A 22,134-nucleotide genomic window follows, 5' to 3' on the forward strand; every position below is an offset into this window, starting at 1 on the left:
ATCCGGTTTTGTCAGCAGCGCTTGCTGCTGCCTGCGTATCAGCGCTTCGGGCGCGGTCCGGGCGGGTTATCGGGGACCAGCTCCTCAGCAATTTTCTGAACAATGTCAGTGGCGCGGTTGGGCACATTGCCCTGCCAGTCATCGAACGCCTCTTCCCTGTAGGTCACGGCGACGGCAATGGTCACGCGGCCTTCGGGTGAATGGCCCTGCGGCAGCGTGGCGACGGCCGATGCATTGCCAGCAAAGGATGGCGTCTGCATGACCCAGTCCCCGCGCAGCATCGCGCCAAGGCCGTAGCTGAAGGCGCTGTCCAGCGTGTGGCAGTTGGGGCAGCCCTCAAGCGGACTTCCAAAGCCGATCAGGCGCGGCTCGATCATGGCCTTGCGGGATTCCGGCTGCAGGAACCCGTCGATGCCGGTGATCGTGTCAAAGCTGCGGGCCATGTCGGAAATGCCCGTCGTTTGAACCGAGCCCTGCGCCAGTGTCCAGGAAGGATTCCAGTGGGTGGCGTCCTCCCAGACGCCGCGCTCGGCGGTGTAGGAGTGCACCACCGGTTCCGGGACAGACGGCGTGTCATGGCCCTGCGTCTGCGAGAGATTGAGCGGATCGAGAACGTAGCGCTGCATCAGTGCGGCGAGCTTTTCGCCCGTGGCCGCCTCCATCACGCGCCCGAGGATGACATAGCCTGAATGGGAATAGTCCCAGTTCTCTCCGGGCGCAAAGCGACGGGGGGTGGACAGGCTGACATCGATCAGCTCTTCCGGGGTCCACTGTCGAAAAGGATCGGCATAGAAGGGCTCGAGAAATCCCTTCTCGTTCGCCACGTGATCGGGGTAGCCCGCCGTCATGTTAAGCAGCATGCGGGGCGTCGCCGTGTCGGCGGCGGGCAGGTCGGGCATCCATTCTGCAATGGGGCGGTCGAGGTCGAAGCGCCCCTCCTCCGCAAGCCGCAGCGCCACTGCCGCAACATAGGTGAGCGCTACCGCGCCATTGCGAAAGTGTCCGTCCGTGGTGAGCGGCACGCCCGGCATCGCTTCGCCATGGGCAAGCGTGATGAGCGGCTCGCCATCAATCCGCACCTCCAGAAGAAGCGCGTTGAGCTTCATGGCGTCGAAGGCGTCGAGCGCGATCTTCTGCACGGCGTCTGCCCCTGGATCGGTTTCCTGTGCTGCAAGCGGCGTGGAAGCCAGAAGCAGGCCGGCAAGCCCTGTAAGGCCGACGAGCCTGCGGGTGGAGCGAAGAGTGCGCGGCGTGTCGGTCAAGGAAGCCTCCCTCAAGGGCATAGGCGAAGCAGAAAAGCCCGAGAACGGCCCATCCTGCGTCGCAATTTCATGCCGTGGCGGCAGCTGCCGCTACGTCGCCTCATTTCGCCGCTATGCGGCCGCTACGTCAACTCCAGGAAACTGATAATGCATAGGCGACTTTCCCGCGGCGCGATGATCACGCCGGCAGCCGCTTTGTTCGTTGCGGTGTTGTCCGCACCGGCGTCAGCACAGTGCGGCAGCGCGTCATGGTACGCGCTTACGTCGAAGACGGCTTCAGGTGAGCGGATGAACCCGGCTGCGATGACCGCAGCGCACCGCACCCTGCCCTTCGGCACGAAACTGCGTGTAACCAACGAGCGCAATGGCCGCAGCGTGGTCGTGCGGATCAATGATCGCGGCCCCTTTGCGCGTGGCCGCATTCTCGATCTGTCAAAGGCTGCTGCAGCGAAGCTCGGTTTCATTCGCGCCGGCCACACCAGGGTCTGTCTGGAAAAGCGCTAGGGTCAGGCCCCAAGCTGGCAAGCGAGCCGGAAGGCGGGTTAGCTGCTCGCGCGCTGCAGTGTTTTCTGTTCGCCCGTATGGTGGAGATAGCCAAGCGTGGCGTCGGCATTGCAGGGACGCCCGAAGAGATAGCCCTGCCCGCCCGCACAGCCAAACTGCGTGAGGCGCTCGGCCTGTGCCTCGGCTTCGATGCCTTCGGCAACCACTTCCATGCCAAGCCCCTCACACATGGCGAGAATGGCGCGGATGATGTGTTCGGACGGCCGGTCTTCCAGGATCGAGGCGACGAAGGCGCGGTCGATCTTGAGCTTGTCGAAATGGAACTCGCGCAGCCGGCCAAGGCTCGACTGTCCGGTGCCGAAATCATCCAGCGAAACGCGAATGCCAACCCGCCGCAGATCCTCAACGATGCGCTGTGCGGAGGCAGGGTCGTTCATCAGACCCGTTTCGGTGATCTCGATCTCCAGCCGGCGCGGATCGAAGCCCGTCTGTTCGAGAATGGAGAGAATCTGCAGGCCGGTATTGTGATCGACCAGTTGAGACGGCGACAGGTTGAACGAGAGGAACAGATCCTCCGGCCAGTCGCGTGCGGCTTCCGTGGCCTTGCGCAGCACCAGCTGCGATAACGGGCCGATGATGCCGCGTTCTTCGGCGATGGGAATGAAGATGCCCGGCGAAACCGGTCCCAGATCCCGGTCGGTCCAGCGCGCCAGCGTCTCGAAGCCCACCGTGCGGCGGGTTTCCAGATCGACGATCGGCTGGAAATGCGGCTCCACCTCGCCGGCGGCGACCGCCCGGCGCAGGGCCTGCTCGATATGGGTTACGCGCTTGGCGGCCTCTTCCATCTCGCGGGTGTAGACCACGACTGCGCCGCGCCCCGTGCGCTTGGCCTGATAGAGCGCGGTTTCCGCCTTGTTGAGCAGAACCTCGCCTGTCTCTTCCTCGGAATAATAGAGGGAACAGCCGGCAGACGCCGAAAGCCGCGCGGTGCGGTGGCCGACATCATAGGGGGCGGAGAGAATTTCGATCAGAAGCCGTGTCTTCTCGCGCGCGGCCTCCTCGCTGAAGACCAGCGGGAACAGAAAGGCGAATTCGTCTGCGCCGATGCGGGTGACCGTGGAGTGCGTATCCATCGCGGCGCGCAGCCGCATGGCCACCTGCTGCAGGATTTCATCGCCCGCGGCGCGGCCAAAAAGGTCGTTGATCGGCTTGAAGCCATCGAGATCCAGAACGCCGATGGCGAAAGGAGCGGGGTCGTCCGCGCGTTCCTCGATCAACCGGTCGATCTTGTCGAAGAATCGGCGCATGTTTCCGAGGCCCGTCAACGCATCGGTGAAGGCAAAGTCGGACTGGTCCGCCGTTATCGTCCGTGCTTGTGCGGGCGCCGGCTGCATCGAAACTCCGTTATGCGGGCGATCTTGTTCTCGATGCGCCGAACAGTGGACGTAAAGTGTTTATGAATCGTATCCAATATAACGTTATCGTGAACAGTCTTTTGTTCATCGACGGCGCGGCGTGACGTCTGTGCGGCATCCACAGCTTGACAGAAGCATGCGCGGGCCGTCATCTGCCGCACAACAGTCCCCTCCGGAGCTCTTTCCATGTCCCTGAAAGTCGCGGTCCAGATGGACCATATCTCCACCATTTCGATTGCCGGCGACACCAGCTTCGCGCTCGCTCTGGAAGCGCAGAGGCGGGGCCATGCGCTCTGGCACTACACGCCGGATCGCCTCTCCATGGCCGATGGCAAGGTTATCGCCTGGGCCGAGACGCTTGAGGTGCGCGATGAGGTGGGCAACCACTTCACGCTCGGCGAGCCGCAGCGCACGGACCTTTCGGAGCTGGATGTGGTGCTTCTGCGCCAGGATCCGCCGTTCGACATGAATTACATCACCACGACGCATATTCTGGAGCGCATTCACCCGAAGACGCTCGTGGTCAATGATCCGGCCTGGGTGCGCAACAGCCCGGAAAAGATCTTCGTGACGGAATTCGCCGACCTGATGCCGGAAACGCTGATCACCCGCGATCCGCGCGAGGTCGATGATTTCCGCAGGAAGCATGGCGACATCATCGTCAAGCCGCTCTACGGCAATGGCGGCGCCGGCATCTTCCACCTCAAGGAGGGAGACCGCAATCTGGCCTCGCTTCTGGAAATGTTCATGGAAGCGTTCCGCGAGCCCTTCATCGTGCAGCGCTACCTGAAAGAGGTGCGTGGCGGCGACAAGCGCATCATCCTCATTGAGGGTGAGCCGGTTGGCGCCATCAACCGTGTGCCGGCCGAGCACGATTCGCGCTCCAACATGCATGTGGGCGGCCGCGCCGAACATGCGGAACTGACGGATCGCGAGCGCGAGATCTGCGCGCGCATCGGGCCGTCGCTGCGCGAGCGCGGTTTCACGCTGGTTGGCATCGATGTCATCGGTGACTGGCTGACGGAGATCAATGTGACCTCTCCGACGGGCCTCCGCGAGGTCAAGAAATTCGGCGGCGCGGATATTGCCGCGCTGTTCTGGAATGCCGTCGAGGCGCGCTGCGCTGCAGTCTGACCGCTGCATCATGCATCAGGTTTAAGGGGCGGGCTGCGTTTGCGCTCGCCCCGATCTGTTCTCCCGGCACAACTCTTTGCAACCTGAAGACAACCTTTGCGCTAGGTTGTTCTCTCAATGTTCTTGATCTGATCGCCTGAAGCTGCTTCAATGCGGTTGCAAGGGGATTGGAACTCGTGTTCTGGCGGCAATGCCGGGCGTGCGCAGGGGGAGAGCACATGGTTTCGCATGTGAGCACTGTGGCATTTCAGGGCGTGGAGGCTGTGCCTGTCGAGGTGCAGGTGATGGTGGCTCCCGGCAAGATGGGGATGCAGATCGTCGGGCTGGCCGACAAGGCCGTCGCGGAAAGCCGGGAGCGGGTGCAGGCGGCGCTTCATGCGTCGGGCCTTTCCATGCCGCCCAAGAAGGTGACGATCAACCTCGCGCCTGCGGACCTGCCGAAAGAGGGCAGCCATTACGATTTGCCGATTGCGCTGGGTCTCATGGCCGCTCTCGGCGCGATTCCCGACGATTCATTAGCTGGCTATGTCGTGCTTGGAGAACTCTCGCTCGATGGCACGGTGGCGGCGGTGAACGGTGTTCTGCCGGCGGCCATCGGGGCGAATGCGATGGGGCGCGGCCTGATCTGCCCGCATGCCTGCGGCGCGGAGGCCGCGTGGGCCAGCGCGGATCTCGACATTCTCGCGCCGCGCAGCCTCATCGCGCTCGCCAATCATTTCAAGGGTAGCCAGGTGATGAGCCGCCCGGAGCCGGCTCTCGGGCCGCCGCCGGTCAGATTGCCGGATCTTGCCGACATCAAAGGGCAGGAGGGGGCCAAGCGGGTTCTGGAGGTGGCGGCCGCTGGCGGGCACAATCTTCTGATGAATGGCCCGCCCGGGGCCGGCAAGTCGATGCTGGCGCAGCGCCTGCCATCCATTCTGCCGCCCCTGTCTCCGCGCGAATTGCTGGAAGTCTCCATGATCGCTTCCATTGCCGGGGAACTGGCGGAGGGCAAACTCACTGATCAGCGTCCGTTTCGCGCGCCGCATCACTCGGCCTCCATGGCGGCCATCGTGGGCGGCGGATTGAAGGCGCGTCCCGGCGAGGCTTCGCTGGCGCATCACGGGGTTCTGTTTCTGGACGAGTTGCCGGAGTTTTCACCGCAGGTTCTGGATTCGCTGCGCCAGCCGCTGGAAACCGCCGAATGCGTGATCGCGCGCGCAAATCACCGGGTCAGCTATCCGGCCCGTATCCAGCTTGTTGCGGCCATGAACCCGTGCCGTTGCGGCATGGCCGGGGAGCCGGGGCATCGCTGCCGGCGCGGCCCGCGCTGCCAGACGGATTATCAGGCGCGCATTTCGGGGCCGCTGCTCGACCGTATCGATCTTCGGGTCGATGTTCCCGCCGTCTCCGCGAGCGATCTGATCGGCGGGGGCGGGCGTTCGGAGCCCAGTGCGGTGGTTGCGGAGCGCGTCAGCCGGGCACGCGCCATGCAACAGGAACGATACACGGCGCTGGGCCTGCCTGCGTGGACGACCAATGCCTCCTGCTCGGCCGCAATGATCGAGGATGTGGTGACGCTCGATGCGCCGTGCACGGCGCTCATTCGGGAGGCGAGCGAGAAGCTCGGCTTTTCCGCGCGTGCGTATCACCGGGTTCTCAAGGTCGCGCGCACGCTGGCCGATCTGGATGGCGCCGGCGATGTCACGCGAACCCATCTGGCCGAGGCGATCTCCTACCGCGTGGCCGGCACGGTGCGCGCAGAGGCGGCGTGACGCTCTGCCGTTTCGTTCGGCTGTCCGGCGTTCAATGGGGCGGTGCGGAGGCACGTGGTGGCCGGTGGTTTGCCGGGTAATTGTCTCGACTGGCGGTGCATCGTGGGTGTGAGCACGTGTGACCCCGGGGGCCCAAGGGAGGGCGAGGCGGTTAGCCGGCACGCTTCTTGCGGCCTGTCGATGCATTCAGTTCGGCTGCGGCCTTCAGAAGGGCCCTGAGCGCTTCTTCATCAATCGCATCGCCTTCGTGAAAGTCGATGGCGCGGCGGGTGTTGCCTTCGAGGCTGGCGTTGAAAAGGCCGGACGGGTCGTCCAGCTTCGCGCCTTTGGCGAAGGTCATTTTCACGGCCTTCTTGTAGGTCTCTCCGGTGCACAGCATGCCGTCCTGATACCAGACGGGAACGCCACGCCATTTCCATTCTTCCGTCACTTGCGGCAGGGCCTCCAGGACCAGTTGCCGAAGGTGGGCGAGGGTTTCGCCGCGCCAGTCATTCAGTTCCGCAATGCGTGCATCGATCTGTTCTGACGGGGTTTTGCCGGTGTCGGTTGCGCTCATGGGGCGATCTCCGATTGTTCTTTTGCATGTGACTGCTTTCGATGCTCAGTCGAGGCGTTCAAGAACCCTTTCGAGTTCCGAGATGAAGCGCGGCCATGCAGCGCTTGCGCCGCGATGGTAGGGCTTCTGCTCTGGCAGAAAGCCCTCCTGCTCCATGCGCAGCAATGTGCCGCCGGCCGTCGGCGTCAGCGTCCATGTGACAGTGCTGCGCAGGTCCTTTGTGTCCCAGGCGTAGGAGAGCGTTCGGTACGGTTCGATCTCTTCCACCACGCAGTCAACGCCACCCCAGTCTGCGGTGAGGCTGAAGCGGTGTCCGACGCGGGGTGCGAAATCGTTCTTCATCAGCCATTCGGCGATCAGGTGCGGCTGGGTGAGCGCCCGCCAGACCTTTTCCGGCGGATGCGAAAGCGTGCGCTCCACCACCACACAGAGCGTTTCGGCTGTTGCGTCGTTCATTGATCCATCCTGTCGAGAAGATCTTCCAGATCATCGAACCGGTTCTCCCAGAAGCCGGCCATCTCACGCGTCCAGTCGAGGAGCGGGGCCAGCGCAACCGGGTCGGCGCTGTAAAAGGTCTGTCGGCCGCTTTGCCGGTCATGCACCAGCCCGGCGCGCTTCAACACGCCAAGATGCTTGGAAACGGCGGGCTGCGATACCCCGGCCCCGGCGGTGAGGGCGGTGACCGTCAGATCGCCATCGCGGCACAGCCGCTCGAAGATGGTGCGGCGTGTGGGGTCGGCCAATGTTCGGAAGAGGGTATCACGGGTCGGCTGCATTGTTACACATAACTACAGGGTTATTGTTTTAATAAATAACCCCGCAGTTATGGATTTGTCAATGTCGGGGCTGTGCTGTGTGTCAGCCAGCCATCTGCCTCACCGCATCGAGCAGGAATTCATCCTGATAATGCGCGGCGGCAAAGGAAAGCCCCACCGGACAGTCATCGACCGTCATGATCGGGGCCGAGATTTCGGGAAGCCGCGCCACGCCGGAGAATGCGGTGAGGGTCATTGTCCGGTCGTAGAAATCGATCACTGCTTCCATTGTCGTCAGGGAGCCCTTCAGCGGCGCGATCACCGGCGTCGTGGGAAAGCAGACCACCGTGCCCGGGGTGAGGGCCGCGTTGATCGCCTCGAACAGGCGTTCACAATGGGTGATGCTCTCGAGCGCGGCGATGCGATCGAAGGCGGCTACATTGCCGTAGGCCATGGAGAAGGTGAAGCCGAGTTCCGGCTTTTCGGTCTCGATCCAGTTCGCAACCGTGCTCTGGAACTCCGCCGTCTGCAGGTCGCGAAGCGCCTTCAGATTGCAGTCGCTCAGGGAGGCATCTGCACCGATCAGCGCCGCAAAGCGCATGGGCTTCGGCGCAATGCCCGTTTTCACGGCAATCGCCTCCAGCGCCGCCTCCACCTGCTGCTGCACGGTCGCGTCGGCGATTTCCACCGCATCCGTCAGGACAATGATGCGCTCCAGCTTTTGTGGTTTCGCCTTGCCGCTGCGCAGGAGCACGCGCGCGGCGCTGTCGAGCGTTGCAAGGCTGTTTGCCACCACGCCCACCGTGCTGACGCTCGGCATGAAGGGCAGGACGCCGGCCTCGGAAACGCGGTGCAGCGAGGGGCGCAGGCCCCACAGGCCGCACAGGCTTGCCGGGACGCGGATCGAGCCGCCCGAATCCGTGCCGAGCGAAAAGTCTGCGAGCCCATTGGAAACGGACGAGGCCGAACCGCTGGAGGAGCCGCCGGGAATACGCTCCGGCGCATTGCCGTTGCGCGGCGTTCCGAAGAAATGGCTCTCACCGTCGAGGCTGTAGGTGAACTCGTCGGCTACCACCTTTCCGACGCAGCGCGCTCCTGCGGCAAGCACCTGGTCGACACACAGCGCGTTGTGAACCGGGGCCGCATGGGCGTCCCGCCATGCCGGGCTGCCATAGGAGGTCTTGAGCCCCGCCAGGTCGATATTGTCCTTCACGGTGAAGGTCAGCCCATCAAGCGGGCCGGAGGCATGGGGCGCGAGGTCGAGGCGCTCGACCAGGGAACCGGAGGGATCGGCGAGGGATGTCTTGGGCATGGGCACTCCGAATCTGAGAACAGGCTGGAGCGTCCTGCGGACCACAATCGCTTCAATGTCTCAAGGCCCGGTGGCCGGAACCGGCGCGAACGCACCAGTCGCGATCCCGGGAGCGCGGGGAGGCGTGGTCAGGTCCCGTCGTATCTCTTCAGGCTGTTTCTCTGGAGCCCGTTTCTCTGGAGCCATGTTTCGTAGAGATGCCCGCGCGCGCCCTGCGCCTGCGGGATGTGCGCTGCTTCAATGCCTTCCTGCTCATCGACGGGGCGGGCAAGCTCGGCGGCGATGGAGGCTGTCGACAGGCCATAGGGTTCGGCCTCGTCATTGGAATAAGCGAAGAAGACCCGGTCGACACCGCACATGCGCATGGCGGCGAAGCACATGGGGCAGGGCTGGCCGCTGGCATAGACCGCGCAACCGTCGAGGCGGGGGGCGCCCAGCGCCTTGCCGGCGGCGCGCAGTGCAAGCAGCTCGGCATGGGCGGTGGGATCGCAGTCCACCGCCATACGATTGACACCGCGCGCAACCACCGCGCCGTCCTTCACCACCACGGCGCCGAATGGCCGGCCACCCTCATCGACATTGTCGAAGGCAAGCGCGATGGCTTCGTCCAGAAAACGTTTCGTGTCGCTCATTTTGCCCCTGCGCCTTCCAGAATTTCGATCATCTCCGTGTAGCCGCTGCGTTTTGCGTGCTGCAATGGGGTTACGCCTTCGCGGTCGGCAATGTCGGTGTCTGCGCCGGCGTCGACCAGCAGTTTCACGATCGCCGTATGGTTCGGCCCGCCATCGCCCAGGATCACGGCTTCCAGCAGCGCCGTCCAGCCGAGCTTGTTCACATGGTCGAGATCAACCCCGGCCTCGATCAGCGTGCGTACGGTCTCCACATGGCCGCGGTCGGCTGCGGGGATGAGCGCTGTTCCACCGAAGCGGTTGGTGCTTTCAAGGTCTGCGCCGTTGTCGAGCGTCAGGCGCAGAATATCCTGATAGCCGCGTGCGCCAGCCAGCAGATAGGGGCTGTCCTCGATTCCGTCCTTCGCATTGACATCAGCACCCGCTTCGATCAGAAGGCGCGCGGCCTCCCCCTGGTTTGCCTGCACGGCGGCCATGAGGGCCGTTCTCTTGCGCGCGTCACGCTCATCGACGGCAGCGCCGTTTTGAAGCGCGTTCTCCAGTGCAGCGATGTCGCCACTTTCTGCAGCGGTGATGAGGGGCGTTTGTGCAAAAGCACCGGTTTGAAGGGCGGCGGCCATCAGGGCTGCTGCCACGAGGCGGAGAAACCGCCGGCCGGATTGTGCGCGCAATACATTCATTCAGGTCTCCCGATCTGCTCTTCGGGAAAGACCTTAGTCCATCAATTGTGACGAAGTTTGGAGCGCGCCGATGCGGCTATTCGCTCACTGCGCCGACGACCGGGTTGTTGCTTTCGCGCAGGCTCACCCAACGGCCGGTATGCGTGCTGGCCTGACGCTTCAGATAGCTGTAGCCGGTGGCGCTCCACAGCTTCACGCTGTTGTTGAGGTTGTCGAGAACGAAGTCCCCGCGATCCGTGCGCACGGTCAAGACCGCATGGCCCTCGCCATTGGGCTTGCGCACGACGGTGATCAGAAGGTTGGAGAGCGAAATGCCGGCCCGTTTCAGAGCGCGGCGCTTCTCGAGCACATAGTCCTCGCAGTCGCCAACGCCGGTTGAAGGGTAGGTCCACACTTCTTCCTGGCCATAGATGTCGATGTCGTTCATCGGCTCGATGGCGTTGTTCACCGCCGTGTTGACCTCGGTCAGGGTTTTCCAGAGCGTCTTGGTCATATGCACCGGCCCCTGATCGCGCATGCGGATCGAGCATTCGACCGGGTTGGCCTTGCAGAACTCGTAATGACCGATGGGCTGAGAGGTCAGTCCGCCGGTTTCCATCAGATTCATCGCTCCGGCCGGCGCAATCATGCCCCCTGCCAGAAAAAGGCTCGCAAGAACCCCACTGCGGAATCCCCCCCGCAAAGCAGCCATCATGGCGCTCCCCGCTCGTTTCAATCGTTAACGAAACGTTAAGGATGATGGGGTGTCGGTGTCAATCAGCAGAGCGGCAATCTTACCAGCTATGGTTACCAGCGATGCTTCTGGCCACCGGCTTTGGCGCTTCCTGTTGCGCAAATGCCATTGCCGCAGGGGATGATCTGCGCCTGACACTGAAGCTTTTCAGCGTCGGGCGATAACTGTCATGGCTGGCGTGCCGAGACTGCTAGGTCAGGACGCGCTGTTGGAGCCTGTGGACGGCTTGCGGCTGCGGGCGGCCGGCTTTTTCGCCGTCCCGGCGCGTGGTTTCGCCGGTGCGGCTTCGGCTGCTGCCGGCTTTGCGGTCTTCAATCCGCCGGCCGGGTTGCTGCGCATAAAGTCGAGAATGCGCGGCGCGATTTCAGAGCGGAAACGCGAGCCGTTGAAGACGCCGTAATGGCCAACGGCGGGCTGCATGTAGTGATGACGCATGTCGTCGGGAATGTTGACGCACAGATCATGCGCGGCCTTCGTCTGGCCGACGCCGGAAATATCGTCATTCTCGCCTTCCACCGTCAGAAGCGCCACGCGCCTGATGGCGGAAGGGTCGACCAGTTCGCCGCGATGGCGCATCTGGCCGCGCGGCAGGTCGTGCCGGATGAAAACGGTCTCCACGGTCTGCAGGTAGAACTCGGCCGTCAGGTCCATCACCGCCAGATATTCGTCATAGAAGTCGCGGTGCTTCTCGGCGGAATCGCCATCGTTCTTCACCAGATGCATGAAGAAGTCCTTGTGCGCCGTGATGTGGCGATCAAGGTTCATGCTCATGAAGCCGGAGAGCTGCAGGAAGCCCGGATAGACCTGGCGCATGAAGCCCGGATTGGGCCACGGAACCGGCATGATGACATTGTCGCGGAACCACGAAATGTCCTTTTCCTCGGCCAGCTCGTTCACGGCGGTCGGGTTCTTGCGGGTGTCGATGGGGCCGCCCATCAGGGTCATGCTGGCGGGCACGGTCTTTGCGCCGCGCGCCTCCATGATGGCGATGGCGGCAAGCACCGGCACCGAGGGCTGGCACACGGCCATCACATGCGTGTCCGGACCCATCTGCTCGAAGATGTCGATCAGATAGTCGATATAGTCGTAGAGATCGAAAGAACCGTCGGCCAGCGGCACCATGCGCGCGTCCGACCAGTCGGTAATGTAGACATCTGCATAGGGCAGCATGGTCTCCACCGTGCCGCGCAGCAGCGTGGCGTAGTGGCCGGACATGGGCGCGACCATCAGGATCTTCGGTCCGGCATGCGCGCCTTCGGGCAGGTCGCGCTTGAAGCGGATGACGTCACAGAACGGGCGTGACCAGACGATCTGCTCGTTGACGGCCACTTTCACGCCGTTGACGCTGGTTTCCTTGAGGCCGAATTCCGGCTTGGTGTAGCGGCGTGTGCTGCGCTCGAAGACCTCGGCAGCGGCGGCGACGCTGCGACCGAAATAGGTCTTGGCGACCGGATTCATGGGGTTGCTGTAAAAAAGCCGAACGGCGTCGGCATAGGCCCGCGCCGGCTGCAGCGCGGCGTGGTTGAATTCATAAAGCTGATAATACATTGCTAGGTTTCCTGGGAGGACCTTCGCTATGGCCAGGCCGCCAGGGGAAGTGGATATGTGACGGCGAAGCCTTGGTCGTTTGCATGCCAATCAGAGTAAACGACTTTTGCTGCGTTGCAATAGAAGCGCGCGTTTCCGATTTTTCGGAGAGGGGGCGTTTCATCAACTATATGATTTTAAAAAAGAAAATAAGACTGCGCGTCAAGCATTGCTGTTGCGGCGCAGCATGAGAACGCGGCTTTCCGGTGAAACATCGGGCGGGATTTCGATCAGAAAGCGATCTTTCAGTGCTTCGGGCGCTGCATCCAGAGGCCATTCGGCAAAGCCGTGACGTTCGTAGAATGGCGCGTTGAAGGGCACGTCGCGAAACGTGCTGAGCGACACACCTTCGAGGCCGAGCGCCCGGCTCTCACCGATCACGGTCTGAAGCAGCCGCCCGCCAAGCCCACGGCGTCCATGCTCGGGCGCAACGGAGAGCTCTTCGACATGGAGAAATGCGTCGATGGGGCTGGTGATGACAAAGCCCACCGGGCCGTCTGCCACATGAACCGCCACGAATGTGCGGCGCTGCGCGGCGAGCCTGTCAAAGGCGTCTGCTTCCATCGCCGGTGTGGTGGCAAGATCCGCGTGCCCGTGCTCGGTAAAAAGCTGCGCGGCGCGCACCTCAACGGCCGGGAGATGCTGCGCATCGGCCGGCCGGTAAGGGCGGATCACATAGTCCTGAACTGCGGTTGCCGTGGGTCTGTCCTCGCGGTTTCGGAGATTATTCCGCGCCCTCGACAAGCACCATGTCGGCATCGGCCACCGTGTTGCGGATGGCTTTCGCCGCCTGGTATTCGGGCGAGTTGTAGCAATCATGTGCGGCCTGCAGCGAGGGAAACTCGATCACCACATTGCGTCCGCGTCCGGTGCCTTCCAGTCCTTCCCATTCGCCGCCGCGCGCCAGAAAGCGCGCGCCGAACTTTTCGAAGGCCGGTTTGGCCGTGGCCACATAGTCCTTGTAGCGCTCGGGGTCGCGCACATCGACATGGGCAATCCAGTATCCCTTGGGCTCTTTGGGCATGGTTCCTCCTCCCTTGCTTGGTTCCTGCCTGTTCTGTCAGGCTGCCGCCATCTCGTTGAGAATGGCTTCTGCCGCAGCCTTTGGATCTTGTGCCGCCACGATGGGGCGCGCAACCACCAGATGCGTGCTGCCGGCGCGGATGGCGTCGCCTGGCGTCATGACGCGTTTCTGGTCGCCATGGTCGCTGCCGGCCGGCCGGATGCCGGGCGTCACCAGCGCCATGTCAGGGCCGGCCACGCCGCGCATTTCCTCCACCTCGGTCGGGGCGCAGACAATGCCGCCCATGTCGGCGTCGCGGGCCTGGGCAACGCGCTTTGCCACCAGTTCACGGGCGGTGAGCGCATAGCCCGCATCGTTCAGGTCGGCATCGTCCATGGAGGTGAGAACGGTCACGCCGAGCAGGGTCAGGCCGGAGCCTTCGGCTGCCTTGACCGCAGCGCGCATCGCCTTGGGGTAGGCGTGGATGGTGAGCATGGTCATGCCCATCCGCGCGATGTTCTCGACGCCCTTGGCCACCGTGTTGTCGATGTCGAGCAGTTTCATGTCGAGGAAGATCTTCTTGCCGGAGCCGGCCAGCTCACGCGCGAAGCTCAGGCCGCCGGCAAAGGCGAGCTGATGCCCGATCTTGTAGAAGGACACCGTGTCGCCCAGCGCGGCGACCACGCGGTCCGCCTCGGTCAGGGTCGGTACATCGAGGCCCACGATCAGGCGGTCGCGAATATCGTTGGTCATGGTCAGGCTCCCACACGGGTTGAGGTCAGTTTGGCACGTTCGATCAGTCCGCGACAGACGGCTTCCATCATGCCCCGTGTGCGCTCGTCCCTGAAGCTGCCATCGGTGTCGAAGGCATCCTGTGCGCGGGCAACGGAGCATTGAGGGGTGATGATGTCGGCCTTGCAGTTCATCAGCACGGCGCGCAGGTGATAGAGCCCGCGAATGCCGGCGAAATTGCCGTCGGAAGAAGAGCAGAGCGCGATGGGCTTGCCGGCCCAGGGGCGCAGGGGCTTGCCATTGTCCTTGGAGAGGCGGCTTACCCAGTCGATCGTGTTCTTGAGCAGAGGCGGAATGGAAGCGTTGTATTCGGGGCTGGCGATCAGCACTGCGTCATGCGCGGCGATCAGCCGGCCGAGCCGGTACACATTCTCGGGAATGCCTTTCTCCCGCTCCAGATCCTCGTCCATGATCGGCAGCGGATAATCCACCAGCGATATGCGCGTGACCTCCGCACCCTGCTGCGCGAGTTCCTTCATGGCTGCGTCGGCGGTCTGGCCGCTATAGGCGCCCGTGCGGATCGATCCTGCAAAGACAAGGATTTTGGGGGTCATCGGCGAATGCTCCTCTGTTTGCGAAGAGCCGTATAAGCAATGAACTTTTCAATCAATGGAATATGCGTGTGGAAGACCGCCACCGGCGGCAGATGTGAAAAGGAGCCGACAAGCGGCTCCTGAAGACGTTTTTGCTGGTGGTTCACCGGCCCGTTCAATCCGGGGCTCGATCTAGTGCTTTCCCCGGCGATAGACCCAGAGCTGTGTCGGGGGGATGTTGCGCAGCACGAAATCGAAATGCTCGACCGTGTAATTGCCCTGGCCCGCCGGGATCGGGGATTTGGGGCCGTAGGTGAGCTGCACCACCGGACGTCCCTCGGGAATGAGGTCGAGAAGGGAATCCATATAGGCAACGCGCTCTTCAACGGGGAAGTTGAGCAGCGGAACGCCGGACACCACGCTGTCGAACAGTTTGGGTGTCTTGTCGCCCAGCGCCTTTTCCAGCGTGTTGCGGATATCGAAGGCGTTGCCCTCGATCACGTTCACGCCCGGATAGGTCTCGCGCAGATGGGTCACGAAATCCGGGGAGTACTCAACGGCGTAAAGGTTCTGCGGGTCGACGCCATGGGCGAGGATCGCCTTGGTGATGACGCCGGTTCCGGGGCCTGCCTCGAGAACCGGTAACCCGGATTTGGTGTCGATGACCGATGCCATCCGCCGGGCGGTGACACTGCTTGTGGGCATGATGGCGCCGACAGCCTTGGGCTGGTCAATCCAGCCGCGAAAGAAGCGCAGTTCTTCCCCAAAACGGTCTGCGATCGCTTTGCGCACACCTTGCCCTTTGCTCATCGTACCGCCATCCTCCTTCAAAACCCCGTTATAAAATCATTTTTATTGCGGGAAGTATCCCGCCATTCCGTAGATCGGGCCGAACAGCCCGATCCAGTCCCAGTAGCCCAATGCAGTCCAATTGCACCGTGCGGCTATTCTCCGAAGGATTCGAAGAAGTCCTTCATACGTGAAAAGAAGCCTGCCGACTGCGGGCTATTTTCCTTTGAAGAAATTTTCTCGAACTCTTCAAGAAGCTCACGCTGTTTTTTCGTGAGGTTTTGCGGCGTTTCTACGGCCACCTGAATGTAAAGATCGCCAACCTTGGTCTGTCGCAGCACGGGCATGCCCTTGCCGCTGAGGCGGAACTGGCGGCCGTTCTGGGTGCCTTCGGGCACTTTGACACGGGCCTGTGTTCCATCCAGCGTGGTGACCTCGAAAGAGCCGCCGAGTGCTGCCGTGGTCATCGAGATGGGCACCTTGCAGTAAAGGTCGGCGCCGTCGCGCTGGAAAAACTCGTGTGGTTTGACCGACAGGAAGATGTAGAGGTCGCCGGGCGGTCCGCCGCGCAGACCGGCCTCGCCCTCGCCGGCAAGGCGAATGCGCGTGCCGTCTTCGATGCCGGCCGGGATGTTGACCGAGAGCGAGCGCTCTTCGGCCACGCGGCCCTGTCCGGAGCACTTCTGGCAGGGGTCGGAAATGGTTTCGCCACGCCCCTGACACTGCGGGCAGGTGCGTTCGACGGAGAAGAAGCCCTGTGCGGCGCGCACACGGCCCGAGCCATGGCACATCTGACACTGGGTCGGAGACGTGCCGGGCTTTGCGCCGGTGCCGGCGCAGTCGTCACAGGCCACGGCGGTTGGCACGCGGATCTGCCCGGTCTTGCCGGCGAACGCCTCTTCCAGCGTGATTTCCATGTTGAAGCGCAGGTCTGCGCCATGCTGGCGACCGCCACGGCGTCGCCCGCCGCCCATCATGTCGCCGAAAATGTCTTCGAAGATATCGGCGAAACCGCCGCCACCGCCGCCGAAGCCACCGCGTCCGCCCATGCCGCCATTTTCAAAAGCAGCATGGCCGAACTGATCGTAAGCCGCACGCTTCTGCGGATCACGCAGCGTTTCGTAGGCTTCGTTGACTTCCTTGAACTTCTCTTCCGCCTCGCCATCGCCGGGGTTGCGGTCCGGATGGTACCGCATGGCGAGTTTGCGAAAGGCGCTTTTAAGTTCCTTCTCGTCGGCGTTTCTCGACACGCTGAGCGTCTCGTAAAAATCTGCCTTCATCAATGAGAGTCCCGCATAATCTGTTTGGAGCGAACACTGTTCCCCCGATCAGTGCCCGTTATTTAGGTATTCGCGACAGCGAATGCCATAGTTTGCGGCAGATTGCCAGCGGCACGGGGCATCACACGCCATGCGCGCAGGCATCCGGAACTCCGTCAGGCTGCAGCCACCTTCGTGCGCGGCTTCTGCCGGCCAAGGCCGGCAGCATTCAGCAGATATCCAGAAAGCACGTTTTCGAAGAAGCGGAACGACGCCATGGCGACGAAAATCGTCAGAAGCATCACCGCGCCCGTATAGGCGAAAAACAGAGGGACCGAGGGCGACTGAATGTAGTGCCCCCAGATGAAGGAGAAGAAAATGCTCTCCGTCACCGGGTGCCACAGATAGACGCCGAAGGAAACGGCCGCCGCCGGACGCAGGAAGGCGGGATAGGTATAGCCATCGGGATTGTTGCGCTCCACGACGCCAGCCAGAAACACGGCAACCGCCAGGAGCAGAAGCGTGACATAGATGTCGAGCCGGAGCGCCATGGAGGTGCAGGCGAGCAGGATTGCCACCCAGGCGGGCCAGCGGGCCGACACGGTCAGCGCGGAGCGCTTCACGAGCACGGCAAGAAGCGCGCCCAGCACGAAATCGGCAAAGGTGCGGTAAGCGCCCCATGTGTCTGCCTGAACCCAGCTCTCGAAGGGCATGACGCCCGTGCGCACCATTACTTCCAGAATGGCGTAGCAGGCGAACAGGAGGCCGAACAGGCCCGTGAGCCCGCCACGGCGATAGGCCATGATGATGACGGGCAGGAGAAGATAGGCAAACCACTCTGCCGAGAGCGACCAGGAGACGAAATTGAAGGTGAGGCGGTCTTCCACGCCCCATGCCTGGATCAGGAGCAGGTTGGCGGGAAGGGCGCTCCAGTCAAAAAGGGCGGCTTCGCCACCGGTGCGGAGAACGCCGAGCGAGACCAGAAGGCCGATAAAGACGAAGTAGGACAGCGTCGCCAGGTGAAGCGGGTAAAGGCGTATCAGCCGCTTGTAGAGATAGACGCCATAGCTTCGGGCATCGCGCACCTGATCGCCATAGCGCGAGAAGATGAGAAAGCCCGATATGATGAAAAACATGTCGAGCAGTGGCCGCAGCGCTTCCAGCTCGTTTTTCACCTGAAGCCCTTCGCCGGGCGCGAAGTGGCCGAAGTGGTAAAGCATGATCAGAAGCGCCGCCGCAAAGCGCCAGATCTCATAAAGTCGATAGCGGATCATGAGCCCCCCGGCCAATCCAACAGATATTCTCGATCACCCTGTGTCCGTTCGGACGCATAAAGGGCGATCCAAGTTATTGATCGAGCATCGGAATAACCCGAAAACCGGATGCCGATTTTCGGTCCCGCGCTCTAGTTTGCCGGCAATCTTATCGGGGGGATTCTTTAAAAGGCATGAAAAAAGCCCGGGGTGAAAACCCCGGGCTTTTCAAATTCACTGTCTGAGCGATCAGGCCGACTTCTTGTCGTCTTCGTCGATCTCTTCGAAATCGGCGTCAACGACATCGTCGCCGGAAGCCTTGGCGTCAGCCGCTGCGTCTGCCTCGGCAGCTTCGGTCTGGCTGGCCTCATACATGGCCTGACCAAGCTTCATGGAAGCTTCGGCGAGGGTGTTGGTCTTCGCCTTGATGTCCTCGGCGTCGTCGCCCTCGACGGCCGTCTTCAGGTCGGCGAGTGCGTCTTCGATGGCCTTCTTCTCTTCCTCGGAGACCTTGTCGCCATATTCGCCCAGCGACTTCTCCGTGGAGTGGATGAGGGCCTCGGCCTGGTTCTTGGCTTCGACCGCCTCACGGCGCTTCTTGTCGGCCTCGGCGTTGGACTCGGCGTCCTTCACCATGTTGTCGATCTCATCGTCGCTGAGACCGCCGGAAGCCTGGATGCGGATCGCCTGCTCCTTGCCGGTGCCCTTGTCCTTCGCGGACACGTTCACGATGCCGTTGGCGTCGATGTCGAACGTGACCTCGATCTGCGGCACGCCGCGCGGTGCGGGCGGAAGACCGGTCAGATCGAAGCGGCCAAGGCTCTTGTTGTCCGCAGCCATTTCGCGCTCACCCTGGAACACGTTGATGGTCACGGCATTCTGGTTGTCCTCGGCGGTCGAGAAGACCTGGCTCTTCTTGGTCGGGATCGTCGTGTTGCGGTCGATCAGGCGCGTGAACACGCCACCGAGCGTCTCGATGCCCAGCGAAAGCGGGGTCACGTCGAGCAGCAGAACGTCCTTCACGTCACCCTGCAGAACACCGGCCTGAATGGCGGCGCCCATGGCGACCACTTCGTCCGGGTTCACACCCTTGTGCGGGTCCTTGCCGAAGAAGGCCTTCACGGTCTCCTGAACCTTCGGCATGCGGGTCATGCCGCCGACCAGAACCACTTCGTCGATCTCGCCAGCGTTGAGGCCGGCATCCTTCAGAGCGGCCTTACAGGGCTCGACCGTGCGCTTCACGAGGTCCTCGACGAGGCTCTCGAACTTGGCGCGGGTCAGCTTCATGGTCAGGTGCTTCGGACCCGACTGGTCGGCGGTGATGAAGGGCAGGTTGATTTCGGTCTGCGAAGCGGACGACAGCTCGATCTTGGCCTTCTCGGCAGCTTCCTTCAGGCGCTGCAGGGCAAGCTTGTCCTGCTGCAGGTCGATGCCCTGCTCTTTCTTGAACTCAGCCGCCAGGTACTCGACCAGACGCATGTCGAAGTCCTCACCGCCGAGGAAGGTGTCGCCATTGGTAGACTTCACCTCGAACACGCCGTCGCCGATCTCGAGGATCGAAACGTCGAACGTGCCGCCGCCAAGGTCGTAAACGGCGATGGTCTTGCCGTCTTTCTTGTCGAGACCATAGGCGAGCGCTGCTGCAGTCGGCTCGTTGATGATGCGCAGGACTTCAAGACCGGCGATCTTGCCGGCGTCCTTGGTGGCCTGACGCTGGGCGTCGTTGAAGTATGCGGGCACGGTGATGACGGCCTGCTCGACCTTCTCGCCGAGATAGGACTCAGCCGTTTCCTTCATCTTCTGAAGGGTCATCGCCGAGATCTGCGAAGGCGAATAGGTTTCGCCATGGGCCTCAACCCATGCATCGCCATTGTCAGCCTTGACGATCTTGTAGGGGACCAGCTTCTTGTCCTTCTCGACCGTGGGGTCGGAGAAGCGACGGCCGATCAGGCGCTTGATCGCGAAAAGGGTGTTTTCCGGGTTGGTGACAGCCTGACGCTTGGCCGGCTGGCCGACGAGACGCTCGCCCGAATCCGTGAATGCCACGATGGACGGGGTGGTGCGTGCACCTTCCGCGTTCTCAATAACCTTCGCGTCCTTGCCATCCATGACGGCGACGCAGGAATTGGTCGTTCCGAGGTCGATACCGATTACTTTTGCCATATCTTCTCTCCGCAAAGCAGACTGTCAGGACCCATTCCGGCGTTCCAGATGACAGCCCCTGTTCACACGAAATTGCCGCAGCAGCGCCTCAGGACGAAACGCGCCAAACGGCTTCGTGGCGTATATAAGAATGGGATTTTTCAAGCGCAAGGCGGGATTTGCCCCGATTTGGCTTCGAAAGCGGGGTTCGGAGGCCGCGACCGGCGCTCTGACGCTTGCCCCGCGCGGCGTTGATGATGAAACGGAACGCTTCGGACTTTGAGGAAAAGTCAATTTGATCGGCTGCCGCTGATGTGAGAGCGGGTCGCCGAGGGGGGATTTGGCTCAGGCGATAACCGCCGATCAAACTGACATCCGGGAAAATAATGGTCCGAAGATTCGTGTTCTGGGGGCTCGTTGTGTCGTTCCTGCTCCAGGCAGGCTGTATCTGGGAGAACGAAGAAAAGAAGGCTGGCGCGAAGAGAGCACCGATCAGGCTGCCGGTCGCCATGGCGCTCAGGGCGGCGCAGAAGCCCGCCGCTGTGGAGGACGCCCTTGTGGCAATCAATCGCCTTGCGGAGCGCACCTGTCTGGCCACCGCCATCTACTACGAGGCGCGGGGAGAAACGGTGAGCGGGCAGAAGGCCGTCGCGATGGTGATCTTCAACAGAAGCAGGTCGCCTGCATATCCGCCCAGCATTTGTGGCGTGGTCTTTCAAAATGCGCGCTGGCGCAATCGCTGCCAGTTTTCATTCGCCTGCACAGGCATTTCACTGGTGCCGAAAGATGCCGAAGCCTGGCAGCTCGCATTCAGGATCGCCAAGGCCCGATACTCCTGCGCACCCGAATGCAACAATTACACGCTGGTCGACAAAACCAACTATCTGGCCGTCGACGCCACGCATTACTATGCCAATTATGTCAGCCCCAGATGGGCTAAACAGATGCACAGGCATGGCCAGATCGGGCGACACATCTTCCTGTCGCCCCGGTCCGCCGACGGAGTCTGAAAGTGCCGCCGCACCCTGCGGCAGCGGCTTCTGCTAGACTGTCTCCCAGCCATCATGGGTGGCGGCGCGATAGATGGCGTCTATGAGTTTCTGGTTCTTCACCGAATCCTCGAGCGTGAAGATCGCCGCCTCTTCGCCCCGCGCCGCCCGCGCGATGGCTTCCGCCTGCAGACGGTACTGCCGGGCGCGGGGAAAACGGTGGACGCTGGCGCTGTTGTGATCGGCGCTGAACACGGTAACGCGGGTATCGCCATAGTCCGGGGTGTTGAAGGGGGCGTTGACCTCGATGAACCCCTTGTCGCCATGGAACACCATCGACTGTCTGAGCGCCATCTGCGTCGAGACGTAGAAGGTCAGTTCGAAGTTGCCGAAATCGGCCTTGGCGCTGGCGTAGATGTCGGTGCCGAAATTCGGGTCGCGCTCCACCATCGCCTGCACGCGCTGCGGCTCGCTGCCGGTTGCAAAGCGGGTGGTGACCGTGGGGTAGACGCCAATGTCGGGCAGGCCGCCACCGCCAAGCTCCGGCTTGTTGCGCATGTTGTCGGGGTCGACATTGTGATAGCAGAACACGCCCTGCACATGCCGCAGCCGGCCGATGGCGCCTTCGGCGATCAGGTCACGCACCTTGTGCCATTGCGGGTGGTAAGTGACCATGAAAGCTTCCGAGACGACGACATTGTTCCGGTCGCGCGCCTCGATGACGCGGGCAATGTCCTTTGCATCGAGCGCCAGCGGCTTTTCGACGAGTACGTGCTTGCCGGCGTCGGCCGCCCTGATGGCCCAGTCCACATGATCGGAGGTCGGCAGCGGGATGTAGACGCCGTCCACATCCGGCGAGGCGAGAAGCGCGTCGTAGGACGAGAAGGTGTGCGGAATGCCGAAGCGCGCAGCCAGCGCCTGCGCTTTGGCCTCATCGCGGCTGGCAATCGCCGTCACCACGCCGTTTTCGGCATCCTGGATCTGCGGAATAACCTGCTCGCGACCGATCTTGGCCGTCGAAAGAACGCCCCAACGGAACATGGATTCTCCTCC

At 62.4% G+C, this 22,134-nt stretch carries 23 protein-coding genes; 4 read left to right on the forward strand and 19 right to left on the reverse strand.

The window, feature by feature from the left end; genetic code table 11:
- Positions 1-38 precede the first annotated feature (38 nt).
- Positions 39-1,262, reverse strand: coding sequence for a serine hydrolase (locus tag DEJ54_RS05390; RefSeq protein ID WP_162742216.1), 1,224 nt, complete (start codon positions 1,260-1,262; stop codon positions 39-41).
- Positions 1,263-1,409: 147 nt separating this feature from the next.
- Here DEJ54_RS05390 and DEJ54_RS05395 point away from each other — a divergent pair, with 147 nt between their 5' ends.
- Positions 1,410-1,766, forward strand: a complete 357-nt coding sequence (locus DEJ54_RS05395; protein WP_113153664.1) for a septal ring lytic transglycosylase RlpA family protein — start codon at positions 1,410-1,412, stop codon at positions 1,764-1,766.
- A 38-nt stretch (positions 1,767-1,804) separates the two neighbouring features.
- Here DEJ54_RS05395 and DEJ54_RS05400 read toward each other — a convergent pair whose 3' ends face one another.
- Positions 1,805-3,160 carry a bifunctional diguanylate cyclase/phosphodiesterase gene (locus tag DEJ54_RS05400; protein WP_113153665.1) on the reverse strand — a complete coding sequence of 452 codons (1,356 nt, stop codon included), beginning with the start codon at positions 3,158-3,160 and terminating at the stop codon, positions 1,805-1,807.
- Between the two features lie 207 nt (positions 3,161-3,367).
- Between DEJ54_RS05400 and gshB the strand changes: the two genes are divergently transcribed.
- Together gshB and DEJ54_RS05410 are read left to right on the forward strand one after the other, a co-directional pair.
- Positions 3,368-4,315 carry a glutathione synthase gene (gene gshB, locus DEJ54_RS05405; RefSeq protein WP_113153666.1) on the forward strand — a complete coding sequence of 316 codons (948 nt, stop codon included), beginning with the start codon at positions 3,368-3,370 and terminating at the stop codon, positions 4,313-4,315.
- A gap of 218 nt (positions 4,316-4,533) precedes the next feature.
- Positions 4,534-6,069, forward strand: a complete 1,536-nt coding sequence (locus DEJ54_RS05410) for a YifB family Mg chelatase-like AAA ATPase (protein WP_113153667.1) — start codon at positions 4,534-4,536, stop codon at positions 6,067-6,069.
- Between the two features lie 151 nt (positions 6,070-6,220).
- On the opposite strand, the gene DEJ54_RS05415 is transcribed toward DEJ54_RS05410, so the two are convergent.
- The 16 genes from DEJ54_RS05415 to dnaK form a co-directional block, all read right to left on the reverse strand.
- Positions 6,221-6,625, reverse strand: a complete 405-nt coding sequence (locus tag DEJ54_RS05415; RefSeq protein WP_113153668.1) for a DUF1801 domain-containing protein — start codon at positions 6,623-6,625, stop codon at positions 6,221-6,223.
- A gap of 45 nt (positions 6,626-6,670) precedes the next feature.
- On the reverse strand, positions 6,671-7,081 hold the full coding sequence (locus tag DEJ54_RS05420; RefSeq protein ID WP_113153669.1) for an SRPBCC domain-containing protein: 411 nt from the start codon (positions 7,079-7,081) through the stop codon (positions 6,671-6,673).
- Positions 7,078-7,401 (reverse strand): helix-turn-helix transcriptional regulator, encoded by a 324-nt coding sequence (locus DEJ54_RS05425; RefSeq protein ID WP_113153670.1) that lies wholly within the window; start codon positions 7,399-7,401, stop codon positions 7,078-7,080. The genes DEJ54_RS05420 and DEJ54_RS05425 overlap by 4 nt, the downstream gene beginning before the upstream one ends.
- An 82-nt stretch (positions 7,402-7,483) precedes the next feature.
- Positions 7,484-8,692: an amidase family protein gene (locus tag DEJ54_RS05430; RefSeq protein ID WP_113153671.1), complete on the reverse strand. Its 1,209-nt coding sequence runs from the start codon at positions 8,690-8,692 to the stop codon at positions 7,484-7,486.
- A gap of 128 nt (positions 8,693-8,820) precedes the next feature.
- Positions 8,821-9,324 (reverse strand): nucleoside deaminase, encoded by a 504-nt coding sequence (locus tag DEJ54_RS05435; RefSeq protein ID WP_113153672.1) that lies wholly within the window; start codon positions 9,322-9,324, stop codon positions 8,821-8,823.
- Entirely contained in the window at positions 9,321-10,001 is a 681-nt protein-coding gene (locus DEJ54_RS05440; protein WP_113153673.1) for an ankyrin repeat domain-containing protein, read from the reverse strand. The genes DEJ54_RS05435 and DEJ54_RS05440 overlap by 4 nt, the downstream gene beginning before the upstream one ends.
- 76 nt (positions 10,002-10,077) lie before the next feature.
- Complete coding sequence (locus tag DEJ54_RS05445; RefSeq protein ID WP_245447706.1) at positions 10,078-10,629, reverse strand: transglutaminase-like cysteine peptidase; 552 nt, start codon at positions 10,627-10,629, stop codon at positions 10,078-10,080.
- A gap of 300 nt (positions 10,630-10,929) precedes the next feature.
- Positions 10,930-12,282 (reverse strand): polyhydroxyalkanoate depolymerase, encoded by a 1,353-nt coding sequence (locus tag DEJ54_RS05450; protein WP_113153674.1) that lies wholly within the window; start codon positions 12,280-12,282, stop codon positions 10,930-10,932.
- Positions 12,283-12,483: 201 nt separating this feature from the next.
- Complete coding sequence (locus DEJ54_RS05455) at positions 12,484-12,996, reverse strand: GNAT family N-acetyltransferase (RefSeq protein ID WP_245447708.1); 513 nt, start codon at positions 12,994-12,996, stop codon at positions 12,484-12,486.
- Positions 12,997-13,045: 49 nt separating this feature from the next.
- Entirely contained in the window at positions 13,046-13,345 is a 300-nt protein-coding gene (locus DEJ54_RS05460; RefSeq protein WP_113153676.1) for a DUF1330 domain-containing protein, read from the reverse strand.
- Positions 13,346-13,381: 36 nt separating this feature from the next.
- On the reverse strand, positions 13,382-14,077 hold the full coding sequence (gene pyrF, locus DEJ54_RS05465) for an orotidine-5'-phosphate decarboxylase (protein WP_113153677.1): 696 nt from the start codon (positions 14,075-14,077) through the stop codon (positions 13,382-13,384).
- A 2-nt stretch (positions 14,078-14,079) separates the two neighbouring features.
- Positions 14,080-14,670 carry an NADPH-dependent FMN reductase gene (locus DEJ54_RS05470; RefSeq protein ID WP_113153678.1) on the reverse strand — a complete coding sequence of 197 codons (591 nt, stop codon included), beginning with the start codon at positions 14,668-14,670 and terminating at the stop codon, positions 14,080-14,082.
- Positions 14,671-14,841: 171 nt separating this feature from the next.
- On the reverse strand, positions 14,842-15,459 hold the full coding sequence (gene pmtA, locus DEJ54_RS05475) for a phospholipid N-methyltransferase PmtA (protein ID WP_113153679.1): 618 nt from the start codon (positions 15,457-15,459) through the stop codon (positions 14,842-14,844).
- 134 nt (positions 15,460-15,593) lie between these two features.
- The gene (dnaJ, locus tag DEJ54_RS05480) at positions 15,594-16,718 is read right to left on the reverse strand and encodes a molecular chaperone DnaJ (protein WP_113153680.1); all 1,125 of its coding nucleotides are present in this window, start codon (positions 16,716-16,718) and stop codon (positions 15,594-15,596) included.
- Positions 16,719-16,873: 155 nt separating this feature from the next.
- Positions 16,874-17,971 (reverse strand): acyltransferase, encoded by a 1,098-nt coding sequence (locus DEJ54_RS05485; RefSeq protein WP_113153681.1) that lies wholly within the window; start codon positions 17,969-17,971, stop codon positions 16,874-16,876.
- Positions 17,972-18,199: 228 nt separating this feature from the next.
- Positions 18,200-20,113, reverse strand: coding sequence for a molecular chaperone DnaK (gene dnaK, locus DEJ54_RS05490; protein WP_113153682.1), 1,914 nt, complete (start codon positions 20,111-20,113; stop codon positions 18,200-18,202).
- 365 nt (positions 20,114-20,478) lie between these two features.
- Between dnaK and DEJ54_RS05495 the strand changes: the two genes are divergently transcribed.
- The gene (locus DEJ54_RS05495) at positions 20,479-21,102 is read left to right on the forward strand and encodes a cell wall hydrolase (RefSeq protein WP_222474334.1); all 624 of its coding nucleotides are present in this window, start codon (positions 20,479-20,481) and stop codon (positions 21,100-21,102) included.
- A gap of 33 nt (positions 21,103-21,135) precedes the next feature.
- On the opposite strand, the gene DEJ54_RS05500 is transcribed toward DEJ54_RS05495, so the two are convergent.
- Positions 21,136-22,122 (reverse strand): Gfo/Idh/MocA family protein, encoded by a 987-nt coding sequence (locus DEJ54_RS05500; RefSeq protein ID WP_113153683.1) that lies wholly within the window; start codon positions 22,120-22,122, stop codon positions 21,136-21,138.
- Positions 22,123-22,134 lie beyond the last annotated feature (12 nt).

Origin of the sequence: Nitratireductor sp. OM-1, from assembly GCF_003296175.1 — a bacterium.
Lineage (GTDB): Bacteria > Pseudomonadota > Alphaproteobacteria > Rhizobiales > Rhizobiaceae > Nitratireductor > Nitratireductor aquimarinus.

What these genes read in the sequence shown, in the direction of transcription:
- DEJ54_RS05460 (WP_113153676.1), bottom strand. Translation starts at nt 13,345, where the DNA reads ATGCCCAAAGAGCCCAAGGGATACTGGATTGCCCATGTCGATGTGCGC.
- dnaK (WP_113153682.1), bottom strand. Translation starts at nt 20,113, where the DNA reads ATGGCAAAAGTAATCGGTATCGACCTCGGAACGACCAATTCCTGCGTC.
- DEJ54_RS05450 (WP_113153674.1), bottom strand. Translation starts at nt 12,282, where the DNA reads ATGTATTATCAGCTTTATGAATTCAACCACGCCGCGCTGCAGCCGGCG.
- DEJ54_RS05410 (WP_113153667.1), top strand. Translation starts at nt 4,534, where the DNA reads ATGGTTTCGCATGTGAGCACTGTGGCATTTCAGGGCGTGGAGGCTGTG.
- DEJ54_RS05415 (WP_113153668.1), bottom strand. Translation starts at nt 6,625, where the DNA reads ATGAGCGCAACCGACACCGGCAAAACCCCGTCAGAACAGATCGATGCA.
- DEJ54_RS05440 (WP_113153673.1), bottom strand. Translation starts at nt 10,001, where the DNA reads ATGAATGTATTGCGCGCACAATCCGGCCGGCGGTTTCTCCGCCTCGTG.
- DEJ54_RS05495 (WP_222474334.1), top strand. Translation starts at nt 20,479, where the DNA reads ATGGTCCGAAGATTCGTGTTCTGGGGGCTCGTTGTGTCGTTCCTGCTC.
- DEJ54_RS05430 (WP_113153671.1), bottom strand. Translation starts at nt 8,692, where the DNA reads ATGCCCAAGACATCCCTCGCCGATCCCTCCGGTTCCCTGGTCGAGCGC.
- DEJ54_RS05485 (WP_113153681.1), bottom strand. Translation starts at nt 17,971, where the DNA reads ATGATCCGCTATCGACTTTATGAGATCTGGCGCTTTGCGGCGGCGCTT.
- gshB (WP_113153666.1), top strand. Translation starts at nt 3,368, where the DNA reads ATGTCCCTGAAAGTCGCGGTCCAGATGGACCATATCTCCACCATTTCG.
- DEJ54_RS05500 (WP_113153683.1), bottom strand. Translation starts at nt 22,122, where the DNA reads ATGTTCCGTTGGGGCGTTCTTTCGACGGCCAAGATCGGTCGCGAGCAG.
- pyrF (WP_113153677.1), bottom strand. Translation starts at nt 14,077, where the DNA reads ATGACCAACGATATTCGCGACCGCCTGATCGTGGGCCTCGATGTACCG.
- DEJ54_RS05445 (WP_245447706.1), bottom strand. Translation starts at nt 10,629, where the DNA reads ATGATTGCGCCGGCCGGAGCGATGAATCTGATGGAAACCGGCGGACTG.
- DEJ54_RS05395 (WP_113153664.1), top strand. Translation starts at nt 1,410, where the DNA reads ATGCATAGGCGACTTTCCCGCGGCGCGATGATCACGCCGGCAGCCGCT.
- dnaJ (WP_113153680.1), bottom strand. Translation starts at nt 16,718, where the DNA reads ATGAAGGCAGATTTTTACGAGACGCTCAGCGTGTCGAGAAACGCCGAC.
- DEJ54_RS05435 (WP_113153672.1), bottom strand. Translation starts at nt 9,324, where the DNA reads ATGAGCGACACGAAACGTTTTCTGGACGAAGCCATCGCGCTTGCCTTC.
- pmtA (WP_113153679.1), bottom strand. Translation starts at nt 15,459, where the DNA reads ATGAGCAAAGGGCAAGGTGTGCGCAAAGCGATCGCAGACCGTTTTGGG.
- DEJ54_RS05400 (WP_113153665.1), bottom strand. Translation starts at nt 3,160, where the DNA reads ATGCAGCCGGCGCCCGCACAAGCACGGACGATAACGGCGGACCAGTCC.
- DEJ54_RS05470 (WP_113153678.1), bottom strand. Translation starts at nt 14,670, where the DNA reads ATGACCCCCAAAATCCTTGTCTTTGCAGGATCGATCCGCACGGGCGCC.
- DEJ54_RS05420 (WP_113153669.1), bottom strand. Translation starts at nt 7,081, where the DNA reads ATGAACGACGCAACAGCCGAAACGCTCTGTGTGGTGGTGGAGCGCACG.
- DEJ54_RS05425 (WP_113153670.1), bottom strand. Translation starts at nt 7,401, where the DNA reads ATGCAGCCGACCCGTGATACCCTCTTCCGAACATTGGCCGACCCCACA.